Source organism: Gramella sp. KN1008 (assembly GCF_004332155.1).
In the GTDB taxonomy this organism is placed as follows: domain Bacteria; phylum Bacteroidota; class Bacteroidia; order Flavobacteriales; family Flavobacteriaceae; genus Christiangramia.
On sequence record NZ_SJDV01000001.1, the window covers coordinates 678,596 to 691,121 of the forward strand.

Below are 12,526 nucleotides of genomic sequence, written 5' to 3' on the forward strand. Positions count from 1 at the left end.
TATAAAAATAAAGCGGGCTTGAGGTATTTTATAGAACTCTCATATTTTGGAAAAGCTTATCACGGCTGGCAGAATCAGCCGGATTCGATTAGCGTTCAGGAGGTTCTTGAAGAGAAATTAGGCATGGTTTTACGGTCAGATATTGCAATAGTAGGTGCTGGGAGAACCGATGCCGGTGTACATGCAAAGCAAATGTTTGCGCATTTTGATCATAACGAAGACATAGACACCGGGTTGTTAAAGTATAAGCTGAATTCAATGCTTCCCAAAGATATTGCAATAGCCTGTATCTTTAAAGTGAATGATGAGGCTCATGCGAGGTTCGATGCTGTGTCCCGTAGTTATGAGTATCACATTGTTCAGGAAAAAGATGCTTTTAAAAAGGATCTGGCATGGCTGCTGAAGCATAAAATTGATGTAGATCGAATGAATGAAGCTGCTCAAATATTGAAAGCTTATACTAACTTTAAGTGTTTTTCTAGAAGCCGTACCGATGTAAAGACCTATAATTGTAGGATTGATGATGCTGAATGGAAAAAGGAAGGTAATGAGTTGGTTTTTCATATCACGGCCGACAGATTTCTAAGAAATATGGTGAGAGCGATCGTGGGAACCCTTATCGCTATTGGCCAGCATAAGTTTCCTGTTTCGCAAATGCATGAGATCATCCAAAGTGAGGACAGAGGAGAGGCAGGAGCATCTGTGCCGGCCCATGGCCTATATTTAACCAGGATCGAGTATCCCGCTAACATAAGAATAGACTAAATGGCTTCAAAAACCGGAAATGCGTTCGATATGGATCTGTTTAAGCGATTGCTTAAATATACCAATCCTTATAAGCGAATTTTCTATTTCGTGGGAGTCGCTGCAATACTGGTCTCTCTTTTTGCCGTTTTAAGGCCCATACTTCTTCAACAGGCTATAGATGAAGCACTGATGCCTGCAGATTATAACAGCCTTGTCTATTATGTAAGCCTGATGATTGGCGTTCTGATGCTGGAAGTTCTCTTTCAGTTCTGCTTTATCTATTACGCTAACTGGCTGGGGCAGGAGGTGGTTCGTGATATTCGGGTAAAGCTTTTTAAGCATATGCTTGGCTTTAAGATGAAATATTATGACAAATCTGCTGTAGGCCGACTTGTTACCCGGGCAGTGAGCGATATCGAAACCATTGCCAGTATCTTTAGCCAGGGACTTTTTATGATCATAAGTGATCTGCTCAAAATGCTGGCGGTTCTTGGGGTGATGTTCTATAAAAGCTGGGAGCTTACACTTCTGGTATTAACTGTTCTTCCTTTTATTCTGTATGCGACCAGGGTTTTTCAGAAAAAAATGAAACTGGCTTTTGAAGAGGTAAGAACCCAGGTGGCCGATCTCAATACCTTTGTTCAGGAGCGTATAACCGGAATGAAGATCGTTCAGCTTTTTACCCGGGAGAAGACCGAATATGCCAATTTCCAGGAAATAAATGATAAACACCGAAAGGCATGGGTGAAGACAGTATGGTATAACTCCATATTCTTTCCTATCGCTGAAATGTCATCTTCCATAACCATAGGTCTTATAGTATGGTTTGGAGGACTCCGCGTTGTGGCGGGAGAAGAACTTACTTTGGGGGTTATTATCGCTTTTACCGAACTCGCACAGATGCTGTTCAGACCATTGCGCCAGATCGCTGATAAATTCAATACCCTGCAAATGGGAATGGTGGCGGCCAATAGGGTATTTGGTATCCTGGATACCAAAGCTAGTATTGAAGACCGGGGAACCCTTGAAGTGGATAAACTTAATGGAGAAATTGAATTCAGAGACGTACACTTTAGCTATGTGGAAGATGAAGAGGTGCTTAAGGGAGTGTCATTTAAAGTGAATCCGGGAGAGACCATTGCGATCGTTGGAGCCACAGGTGCAGGTAAATCAACCATTATCAATCTGCTTAGCCGATTTTATGAGATCAACAGTGGTTCTATTCTGGTGGACGGGATCGATATTAAGGAGATGAAATTGAGCTCTTTAAGAAGTCAGATCGCGGTAGTGCTGCAAAATGTCTTTCTCTTTGCCGATACGATCCTGAACAATATCAATCTTGATAAACCCGATATTTCCGAAGAGGATGTTATAAAAGCAGCTAAGCAGATCGGGATCCATGAGTTTATCAATACGCTGCCTAATGGCTATCATTATAATGTTAAGGAAAGAGGAGCCATGTTATCTTCAGGGCAAAGACAGCTCATTTCATTTCTTAGGGCGTATGTTAGCAATCCGAGTATACTTGTTCTGGATGAAGCCACTTCATCGGTAGATTCATACAGCGAGCAGCTAATTCAGGAAGCTACCGATAAGATTACAGAAGGGCGTACTTCAATTGTGATAGCTCACCGCCTGGCTACCATTAAAAAAGCCGATAAGATAATCGTAATGGATCAGGGAAAGATCGTAGAGATTGGAAGTCACAAGGAACTTCTTAAAAAGCCTGAAGGATATTACAGAAAGTTATACGAAGTCCAGTTCAAGGCTGAGGAAGCTTTATAATTTAGGAAACATCTTCTCTGAGTTTTTCTTTTAACTCTTCCATGCTTTCAAACATGATAAACTGTCCGTCCTTTACATAAGAGGTCTGACCGGTTTCTTCACTTACCACTAAAGCCAGGGCATCTGTCTTTTCAGTGATACCAACGGCGGCCCGATGGCGGAGACCAAATCTTAGCGGAATCGACCTGTCATTGGATACAGGCAGAATAACCCTTGTAGCTGTAATCTTATTTTCTTCAATGATCATGGCACCATCGTGAAGGGGGCTATTCTTAAAGAATATGGATTCGATAATAGGCTGGTTAAGTTCTATCTTCATTTTATCTCCGGTATTCTTGACGAAATCCAGCTTGCTGCTTTTTTGGATCACCATTAGCGCACCGGTGTAGGTTTTTCCCATACTTTCACACGCATTCACTATGGCTTCCACATTGGTTTTAGAATCGAAATCATCCCGATTGAACTTAAAACTTTTGAAGAATCTTCCTTTCTGGGTGAAATTGGTAGACCCGATCATCAAAAGGAATTTTCTGATCTCCTGCTGGAAGACCACGATAAGAGCGAATACTCCAACCCCGATAAATTCACCAAGAACGCTGCTTAATAATTCCATTTGGAGAAGTCTGGTAAGCAGCCAGGCCAGGTAAATAACAACGATACCAATGAAGATGTTTACGGCTGCCGTACCGCGCACCAGTTTATACACATAGTATAAAAGCAGGGCTACGAAAACAATGTCGAGGATATCGAGAATTCGAAGATCTATGATGTCCAAATTGCTGGGGTTTTATGTAAAAATAGAAAATCTAAAATTAGTTTGTCAATTCAGCTGTTATTTTGATGCATTCTACTGCCTCTTTTACATCATGCACCCTTAATATTTTTGCGCCTTTCATCAGCGCTATGGCATTTAAGGCCGTAGTTCCATTCAAGGCTTCATTTGCCGATATTCCAAGTTTTTTCCAGATCATGCTTTTTCTTGAAATGCCAATCAACAGGGGCAATTCAATGGTTTTTAAAAGTTCCAGTTTTGAAAAAAGCTCATAATTCTGTTCAATATTTTTTGCAAACCCGAATCCCGGATCGATAATTATATCGTTGATCCCAATATCCCGTGCTGCTTTTATCCGTTCGGAAAAATACAGAAGAATTTCGGCTACCAGATCTTCATACTGATTAAGACTCTGCATGTTTTGCGGCGTGCCTTTCATGTGCATCATAATATATGGAACCTGATATTTGGCAATTACAGACAGCATATTTTCATCGAGTTTTCCGGCTGAAATGTCATTGATCATGGCAGCCCCGGAATCAATACTTTTTGCAGCAACTTCAGAACGAAACGTGTCAATGGACAGTAGTGCGTCGGGAAAATTTTTCAGGATAAGTTCCACTGCGGGAAGCATTCGGTTCAATTCTTCTTCAACCGGAATATCATCAGCTCCCGGCCTGGAACTGTAGGCGCCAAGATCGAGAAAATCAGCTCCTTCATTCAGCATGCTTTCAGCATTTTGAAGAATTTCCTTTTCCGAAGTTGAACGGCTTCCGCTAAAAAAGGAATCGGGTGTTATATTGATTATCCCCATGACTTTGGGTGTGGAGAGATCGATAAGATTTCCTTTGCAATTGATGAACATATTGATTTTCGGGTTTTAGACAGGCACAGAAATAACTTTGACTATCTGAAATATTTGCCCGAAATTTACGCAAATTAGAACTACTTCATGCAGGATACCTCAAAACAATACGACGCGGTGATTGATGTTTGCCGCAGTTTGTTTCTAAATAAAATGAAAGATTACGGCTGCGCCTGGAGAATTTTAAGGCTGCCGTCCCTTACCGATCAGATCTTTATAAAGGCCCAGCGTATACGCCAGCTTCAGGAAAGTGAGGTCCGCAAAATTGAGGAAGACGAGAAATCAGAATTTATAGGGATCATCAACTATTCGGTGATGGCTCTTATACAGTTGAAAAGAGGTATTGCAGATCAGCCGGACCTTAACCCTGAAGAAGCAATTGCCCTGTATGACGAAAATATTTCGGAGACCAAGGAGCTAATGATGAACAAGAATCATGATTATGGTGAGGCCTGGCGTGATATGCGTATTAGTTCTTTAACAGATCTCATCATTCAGAAATTGTTACGGGTAAAACAGATAGAGGATAATAAAGGTAAAACCCTGGTGAGTGAAGGGATTGATGCCAATTACCAGGATATGATAAATTATTCGGTCTTCGCGATGATACATTTTATGGAGGCTGAAGAGAAGACAGCCACCTAATTAATTCATAATAAAGCATGAAAGCGATTGTAAGTATTGCCAGGATTCTGGTAGGAGTTCTTTTTATTTTTTCAGGATTCATTAAGCTGAATGATCCGGTTGGATTTTCTTATAAACTTCAGGAATATTTTAGCGAACCGGTTCTGAATATTCCCTTTCTGATTCCTTTCGCGCTTATAATTGCCATTGTGATCGTGATCTTTGAACTTGTGCTGGGGATCATGCTTTTAATAGGTTATGCCAGGAAGTTCACGAGCTGGAGTCTGCTGCTCATGATCATTTTCTTTACGTTTCTCACCTTTTATTCCGCTTACTATAATAAAGTTACGGATTGCGGGTGTTTCGGTGACGCGATACCATTAACGCCCTGGGAATCTTTCTATAAGGACGTGATACTTTTTGTCCTGATTCTTATCCTCTTTTTTAATCAGAAACTTATCAATCCGATCTTCAATCCTAAATATCATAAATGGGTGATCTTTGTTTCATTTATAGCCTGTTTCGCATTTTGTTATCATGTATTGATGCACTTGCCGGTGTTCGATTTCAGACCTTATAAGATCGGAAATAATATCGCTGAGAAAATGAGTGTGCCGGAGGATGCTCCTGAGGCTGTTTTTGAATATGAATGGAAGTTCAACCACAATGGGGAAGAGAAGATCATTGTGAATAATGGAGCTTATCCGCAGGTGGAAGGTGAATTCATCGGAGTGGAGACCACGCAAGTGGAAGAAGGTTATGTGCCTCCCATCCATGATTTTGTGATAGAGACTGAGGAAGGAGATATCACCCAGGAGATTTTAGCTGAAGACAAAGTTTTTATGATAGTGGCTTATAACATAAGATCTACCGAGCATGACGGATATAAAGCTGTAAAATCACTTAGCGAGGAAGCACTTAAAAAGGGTTATCGCGTTATCGGTCTTACAGCATCGGGAGAGCAACTTCAGAACACCTTGAAGAAGAAGTATGATCTTAACTTTGATTTCTATCAAACCGATGAAACCGCTTTGAAGACGATCGTGCGGTCAAACCCGGGGTTTTTAACGCTGGAACAGGGTACAATTACACAGAAAAAGCACTGGTTTGACGCAGACGATATCGAATTGTAAAAAAATAAGACCAGTCTTTGAAAATTCCTAAAATCTGAAGCTTTGGCTCTGGTTTAAGACACATTCAACACTCCTTTACTTATATTTGTAGTGATGGCCGGAAAGAAATTTTTTGGCCTGAGAACTTACAACCAAAATTGATATTATGAGAAAAAACATCGTAGCCGGAAACTGGAAAATGAATAACGATCTTGCCGAAACTGAAGAGCTAATTAGCCATTTAAAGCTGCAAATGGTGAAAGATCCTGAGGCTACAGTAATGGTGGCACCATCTTTTACAAATCTTTACCCAACCTTTCAGGCGTTGAGGGAAACCCCAATAATTGTAGCTGCCCAGAATATGCACGAAAGTGAGAAGGGTGCTTTTACCGGGGAGGTTTCAGCTTCTATGCTTAAAAGTGTTGGTGTTACTACGGTAATCCTGGGGCATAGCGAACGCCGCGCTTATTTCAATGAGACCAATGAGGTGCTTGAGAAGAAAGTGAAGGCAGCTATAGATAATGAGATGACGGTGATCTTTTGTTTTGGAGAGGAGCTTGAAGACAGGAAGAAGGATCAGCATTTTGATCTGGTTGAAACCCAGTTAAAAGAAAGCCTTTTTCAGCTTCCTAAAAGCGCATGGAATAATATTATTCTGGCCTATGAACCGGTTTGGGCTATAGGTACAGGAGAAACAGCGAGTCCGGAGCAGGCTCAGGAAATGCATAAACATATAAGACAGCTATTGGAAAAGAATGTAGGCGCTGAGGTAGCCGAAAATACATCTATCCTATACGGTGGGAGTGTAAAACCGAATAATGCCAGAGAGATCTTCGCAAAAGAAGATGTGGATGGCGGACTTATTGGAGGTGCGAGCCTTAATGCAGTGGATTTTGTAGAGATCGTAAATTCATTCTAAAATGGGTGGGAATTACCTGGAGTTTCAGTTCAAAATAGAGCCGGTACAGCCGGCTTCTGAAATCCTTGTCGCTGAATTGGGCTATCTGGGATTTGAAAGTTTTGTGGAGAACGATGATGGTATAACCGCTTATATTCCGGTAGAGGAGTATGAAGAAGACCTGCTGGCAAATGTTCATATTCTCCAGTCTGAAGAATTTACCATCAATTATGATTTTAAGGAAATTGAGCGTGTTAACTGGAATGAAGAATGGGAAAAGAATTTCACTCCCATTCTGGTTGATGAACATTGCAGTGTAAGAGCTCCTTTTCATCCAAAGACCGATGCCGAATTCGATATAGTAATAGAACCAAAGATGTCTTTTGGAACAGGGCATCATGCCACCACTCATATGATGATCCAGCACATTTTGAAGAACGATTGGGAAGGTAAATCGGTTCTGGATATGGGCTGCGGTACAGGTGTTCTTGCAATTCTCACGGCCATGAAAGGGGCATCAAAAATTGATGCAATAGATATCGATAACTGGTGCTATGTTAATACGCTTGAAAATATTACAAAAAATGATTGTGAACATATAAATGTTGAAGAAGGTGGGGCAGAGTTACTTGAAGGTAGAAGTTATGATATGATTCTGGCCAATATTAATCGGAACATTCTTTTAGAGGACCTGCCGGTATATGAAAAAAGTCTTAACCCGGATGGTAGCTTATTTCTAAGTGGCTTTTACAGTGGAGATCTTCCAGTGATCGAAAAGGCGTGTAAAGAACTTGGCTTGTATTTTGTGGAAAATTTTGAAAGGAACGATTGGATAGCTGCAAAGTTTTCACGCTGAGATTTTTATCATAATTTGTATCTTTGACCAATGTTGCATGAGAAAATTTTGAAGATGAGCACGAAAGAAGAATTATTAGAGAAGCTTGAAGTAAAGACCAAAAAGAAGAAGCAAAATGAGATCGTATTGTATAATGATGATTACAATACTTTTGATCATGTAATAGAAACCCTTATCTACGCCTGTGACCACACTCCTGAGCAGGCCGAGCAATGTTCAATCCTGGTTCATTACAAGGGCAAATGTACTGTAAAGACCGGACCTTATGAAGATCTTAAGCCTCGATGTTCAAAATTACTGGATGCCGGGTTAAGTGCGGAGATCATTTAGTCAAAAAAATCTTTTTAAACATTTTCAGTTTTTAAAATAAACGATATATTTGCACCCGCTTTGCAAGATTGCAGAGCAGCAATGAAAAGGCCTCGTGGCGCAACTGAATAGCGCATCTGATTACGGCTCAGAAGGTTGCAGGTTTGAATCCTGCCGAGGTCACTTTAAAAATCGCATACATGCTTAAACCCCTTGAGAAATCAAGGGGTTTTGTTTTTCTAATGAGTTAAATGTAGGGAGTTTAGAAACAGTCAGGCAGCAGAATTTGATTTTTATTTATCCTATTTCCTTGAAATCTATAAAGAGCCCCATTCTATAGAAAATACATTTTTTACTCCTAACCAAATTATACGGGTTCGCCTATAACTACAAAAGATGCTTATATTTAATAAAAGTTTGGTAATATTTTTCGCCTAATTTTTAATAAACCTTAATTTTTTTAAACATCATGATAGGTAAGTCTACCCTTATTTCTCCAGTTTGTTTTGTGATTTTTATTGGTCTGATATTCTCCTGTAAAGGAAACCCAAGTCAGACGAAACACAGTTCAGAAAAACGAAATCCAAACATTGTCCTTATATATGTTGACGATATGGGTTACGGAGATGTTGGTGTGTATGGAGCCAAAGGCTGGGAAACTCCAAATCTTGACAGGATGGCTTCGGAAGGTATTAGATTCACCAATTTTCATGCAACCACAGCGGTTTGCAGTGCTTCCAGAGCTGCCTTATTAACCGGAAGTTACCCGGATAGGGTAAGTGTTCGTGGGGCTTATTTTCCAAATTCCAGGGAAGGCCTTAATCCGGATGAAAAAACAATCGCTGAAATAGCCAAAGAACAGGGTTATGTGACGGGGATGGTAGGAAAATGGCATTTGGGTGATGCCAAAGAAATGATGCCTTTGGCACAGGGTTTTGATGAATATTTCGGTATCCCTTATTCAAATGATATGTGGCCTATACATTATGATGGAAGTAGGCCGGACTCTACCAAAAATAAGGGGTTACTTTGGAAGCTAAGTATTCAGGAATTGCCCGTAATTGAGGGGAATGAGAAAATAATGGAAATCCAGGATCTGGAAGATCAGGATAAGATCACAACAATGTATACCGAGCGTGCGGTAAAATTCATTAACAAAAACAAGGAAAAACCATTTTTTCTATACCTGGCTCATTCGATGCCTCATGTCCCCCTTGGTGTTTCAGATAAATTTAAAGGTAAAAGCGAACAGGGAATGTATGGAGATGTAATGATGGAACTGGACTGGTCTGTTGGTGAGGTTATGAAGGCTTTGAAGGAGAACGGAATTGAGCAAAATACGCTCGTGGTCTTTACCAGTGATAACGGGCCGTGGTTAAATTATGGTAACCATGCTGGAACAACCGGAGGCTTAAGAGAGGGAAAAGGAAATATGTGGGAAGGTGGAACAAGGGTGCCTGCTTTAATGAAATGGCCGGCCGGTATTCCACCAGGACAGGAGAGCGATGCACTGATGTTAAATGTGGATATTCTCCCTACAATTACTGAAATCATTGATGGAAACCTACCCGATCGGAAGATTGACGGGATAGCCATGCTACCTGTAATGGAGGGAAAGGATGTAAACCTGCGTCATGAGTTCTGGGGGTATTATGGGGGAAGTCTGATTTTTATCAGAAAAGATAACTGGAAACTTTATTTTCCGCATACCTACCGGTCTTATAAAGATGTTGAACCCGGAATGGATGGCTTTCCAGGACCTTATAGTCATCAAACACTTGAAACTCCTGAATTGTATAATTTGGAGAATGATCTTTATGAGACCAAAAATGTAATTGAAGAATATCCTGAAATTGCAGAAGAATTGCTTCAACGAGGTGAGGAGGTTCGTAAAAAATTAGGTGATAGGATGACCGAAACCACAGGATCAGAGAATAGAGAGCCAGGTAAGACAAAAGATTAAGAATCTAAAAATAAGTCTAACATCTGGCGTGTAGTATTTTTATTCCTCTAATTCCACTACCACTTCAATCTCCACAGCGATGTTTGAAGGCAGGGAACAGTGCCCAACCGCGGCCCTGGCGTGCTTTCCTTTTTCGCCGAAAACCTCCACCATCAAATCTGAAAACCCATTTATTACTTTGGGCTGGTCATAAAAATCCGGAGCAGAATTAACCATTCCACGTACTTTTACAAATTGCTTTATTTTGCTGAGGTCGCCACAGGCGGCTTTCAATGTTGAAAGAATATCCACACCCGTCTGGCGTGCTGCGGCATAGCCGTCTTCTACGGTAAGGTCTTTACCCAGTTTCCCTTTCATTTCACTTCCGTCTCCAGCCAGGAAGAGCAGGTTACCCACTTTCCTCCATTTAACAAAGTTGGCCGAAGGTGCGGTCACTTCAGGCAGAACGAACCCAAGTTCTTCGATTTTATCTTCCGGAGTCTGAGCACATAACGTAAAGGAAAAGAATAGTGATAAGATAATGAGTAAGTGATTTTTCATGCTATGGGTTTAAGTATATCTTTCAATTTTGAATTTCATGAGTTCAGCTATCTGTCGGCCTCGTTGTATGGCTGTTTCTGCCTTTTTACCTTCAAAATGTTTTCTGATGGTCTTCTCCCATAAATTAAGCCACCTGTTAAAATGTTCTTCCTTCAGCGTTTCCTTCTTGCTTAGCTCAATATGTTTGATCATAGGATTTCCTTTGTACTTCATTTTTCCTAAAAGACTGGATTCCCAGAAATCATACATTACCGGGATATGGTGGTCCCAGTCTAATTTTACTACTCGGGTGAAAAAATGGCCAATTTTTTCATCCTTAATGACTAGTTTATAGAACTCATCTACAAGTAATTCGATGTCCTTTCTATTCTGAATATCTTTCAAACTTTAAATGTTTTTAGCAAATTTAATTTTTCCTGGATTATTAATGTAGGTTTTCATATCATTCTGACCGTAATGAATTAGCATAAAAGTCTGGGATTACGGAGTGCAGGCGTATTAATTGAGGCGTTAATAGAAGCATCAAATATGCTAAGGTTCATGCAGGATTATCACAATATCTCACTTTCACTGGTTAAATCCAGGAATCCTTAAATCATTTTAATACCCTTTGGAGCAAACTTCTAGCGGTTTGAATCTTAATTACCTCTGAGCTAAAGGTCTCTTATATATTTGAATCAAAATAATTTTGACTTCGAAAAAAACTAACATATAATTTTTTTCATTTTAAAGTTATTTGAATTAGCCAAATAAAACCAGCTGAATCCAGCTGGTTTTTTTATATGTTGATTTTAAAACTGAGCGCAAATTTTTCGTTAGGAGGAGTTTGCTTCGAATAGTTCATATATTCTTAGGCACGTATAAAATTACCTGGAGTTTTTAAAGATCAGGGATTTCTCCTCGCCCGGTTCAAACTAATACCGGTTTGAATCATTTCCTCCGGACCCAGGGTGACCGCGATATATTTTTGAAAATATTCACAATCAAAATATTCATCATGAAAAAATTAATTCCATTTGTAATTGCACTTAGCTTTTTCATAAGTGCCAAATCTTTAGCTGTAAATAAGTCAAATTTTGTTACCGCTCCGGAAGTAGATAGGACCTTAACCGTTAATCTATCTATTCCTTCGGGAACGGTCTTGGATTTTGTTACCGATCCTTTGAATTTTCTATATGATAAGATTGATATTGAAAGTTATTTAAGAAATAACAAGGATGCAAACCAGTTCATATTCGTAATAGTATCTGACCTGGGAACTGGAAGGGCGGTTTTTAATAGGAAAGGAAAACTGGTGAGAACCCGATTAAATTTTGAGAATATTCTTGCACCACGAGATGTGAGATTAGAAGTATTTGAAGACTATCCTGGGTGGATCGTGAAAAAGGTAAAATTTAAGGCCTGGGGAAAGAAAGATGCCATGACAAAAAATATTTATAAGTTCACTTTGGAAAGGGATGGTGAAAAAAAGGAAGTTAAATACATTAGATAAGATCCCTTAAAAACCCGTTTTTTATAACCTATAAGAGCAGGTGAAAGTATTGGATTTATAGGCCCAGTCAGTTTTCCTTATTCACCTGCAGTATTAACTAAAAATTTAGTAGTGGGTTTTATAATCGATGTGGTGCATAATATTTTGAGAATGATTTTATTTCACAAGAAAATACATTTTATAATTGGGTCAATATTTGGAATAATAATTTTCCTTAAATTTTCTGGAATACTCAATTTGAAGTATATACCAGTAACTTCTATGGAACCAAATATAAAATATGAATCTGGTGTAATTGTATCAAATATACCTCAAATTGGAAAGGATGATGTTATTTTATTCCGACCACAGAATTTTAAAAGACCTTTTTTGGTTTAGAGTAATTGGAGAGTATGGCGATAGAATCATTATTAAAAATGGAGAGCTATATGTTAATGGTTCAATACCAGATGTTAAATATGAAATTTTTTTATAGCTATAAAATTTCCAAAGATTTATTTAGAAAAATTCAAAATTCTAATCAAATATATCATTCATATCAACCACATCAAATTTCCACTTTA

13 protein-coding genes and 1 tRNA gene are annotated in these 12,526 nt (G+C 39.3%); 10 read left to right on the top strand and 4 right to left on the bottom strand.

Annotated elements, in window-relative coordinates; genetic code table 11:
• Nucleotides 1-18: 18 nt before the first annotated feature.
• Together truA and EZJ28_RS03085 are read left to right on the top strand one after the other, a co-directional pair.
• Complete coding sequence (truA, locus tag EZJ28_RS03080; RefSeq protein ID WP_131394788.1) at nucleotides 19-765, top strand: tRNA pseudouridine(38-40) synthase TruA; 747 nt, start codon at nucleotides 19-21, stop codon at nucleotides 763-765.
• Nucleotides 766-2,532: an ABC transporter ATP-binding protein gene (locus EZJ28_RS03085; RefSeq protein WP_131394790.1), complete on the top strand. Its 1,767-nt coding sequence runs from the start codon at nucleotides 766-768 to the stop codon at nucleotides 2,530-2,532.
• Nucleotide 2,533: 1 nt separating this feature from the next.
• Here the strand turns inward: EZJ28_RS03085 and cdaA are convergent, their stop codons facing one another.
• Nucleotides 2,534-3,307, bottom strand: coding sequence for a diadenylate cyclase CdaA (gene cdaA / locus EZJ28_RS03090; RefSeq protein ID WP_131394792.1), 774 nt, complete (start codon nucleotides 3,305-3,307; stop codon nucleotides 2,534-2,536).
• A gap of 37 nt (nucleotides 3,308-3,344) precedes the next feature.
• Nucleotides 3,345-4,169: a dihydropteroate synthase gene (gene folP / locus EZJ28_RS03095; protein WP_131394794.1), complete on the bottom strand. Its 825-nt coding sequence runs from the start codon at nucleotides 4,167-4,169 to the stop codon at nucleotides 3,345-3,347.
• A gap of 87 nt (nucleotides 4,170-4,256) precedes the next feature.
• Here folP and EZJ28_RS03100 point away from each other — a divergent pair, with 87 nt between their 5' ends.
• The 7 genes from EZJ28_RS03100 to EZJ28_RS03130 all read left to right on the top strand — a co-directional run bounded on the left by EZJ28_RS03100 (nucleotide 4,257) and on the right by EZJ28_RS03130 (nucleotide 9,931).
• On the top strand, nucleotides 4,257-4,814 hold the full coding sequence (locus tag EZJ28_RS03100; protein WP_131394796.1) for a DUF1599 domain-containing protein: 558 nt from the start codon (nucleotides 4,257-4,259) through the stop codon (nucleotides 4,812-4,814).
• A gap of 17 nt (nucleotides 4,815-4,831) precedes the next feature.
• On the top strand, nucleotides 4,832-5,926 hold the full coding sequence (locus EZJ28_RS03105; RefSeq protein ID WP_131394798.1) for a BT_3928 family protein: 1,095 nt from the start codon (nucleotides 4,832-4,834) through the stop codon (nucleotides 5,924-5,926).
• Between the two features lie 145 nt (nucleotides 5,927-6,071).
• Nucleotides 6,072-6,824: a triose-phosphate isomerase gene (tpiA, locus tag EZJ28_RS03110; protein WP_131394800.1), complete on the top strand. Its 753-nt coding sequence runs from the start codon at nucleotides 6,072-6,074 to the stop codon at nucleotides 6,822-6,824.
• 1 nt (nucleotide 6,825) lies between these two features.
• Nucleotides 6,826-7,659, top strand: coding sequence for a 50S ribosomal protein L11 methyltransferase (gene prmA, locus EZJ28_RS03115; RefSeq protein ID WP_131394802.1), 834 nt, complete (start codon nucleotides 6,826-6,828; stop codon nucleotides 7,657-7,659).
• 54 nt (nucleotides 7,660-7,713) lie between these two features.
• Nucleotides 7,714-7,989: an ATP-dependent Clp protease adaptor ClpS gene (locus tag EZJ28_RS03120; protein ID WP_131394804.1), complete on the top strand. Its 276-nt coding sequence runs from the start codon at nucleotides 7,714-7,716 to the stop codon at nucleotides 7,987-7,989.
• A gap of 88 nt (nucleotides 7,990-8,077) precedes the next feature.
• A tRNA-Arg gene (locus EZJ28_RS03125) sits at nucleotides 8,078-8,151 on the top strand.
• Between the two features lie 286 nt (nucleotides 8,152-8,437).
• Entirely contained in the window at nucleotides 8,438-9,931 is a 1,494-nt protein-coding gene (locus EZJ28_RS03130; protein WP_131394806.1) for a sulfatase, read from the top strand.
• Between the two features lie 39 nt (nucleotides 9,932-9,970).
• Here the strand turns inward: EZJ28_RS03130 and EZJ28_RS03135 are convergent, their stop codons facing one another.
• A complete protein-coding gene (locus tag EZJ28_RS03135) occupies nucleotides 9,971-10,471 on the bottom strand; it encodes a RidA family protein (protein ID WP_131394808.1) in 501 nt (166 codons plus the stop codon).
• A gap of 9 nt (nucleotides 10,472-10,480) precedes the next feature.
• Complete coding sequence (locus EZJ28_RS03140) at nucleotides 10,481-10,855, bottom strand: group III truncated hemoglobin (protein WP_131394810.1); 375 nt, start codon at nucleotides 10,853-10,855, stop codon at nucleotides 10,481-10,483.
• A gap of 613 nt (nucleotides 10,856-11,468) precedes the next feature.
• On the opposite strand from EZJ28_RS03140, the gene EZJ28_RS03145 reads away from it, so the two are divergent.
• Nucleotides 11,469-11,963 carry a hypothetical protein gene (locus EZJ28_RS03145; RefSeq protein ID WP_131394812.1) on the top strand — a complete coding sequence of 165 codons (495 nt, stop codon included), beginning with the start codon at nucleotides 11,469-11,471 and terminating at the stop codon, nucleotides 11,961-11,963.
• Nucleotides 11,964-12,526 lie beyond the last annotated feature (563 nt).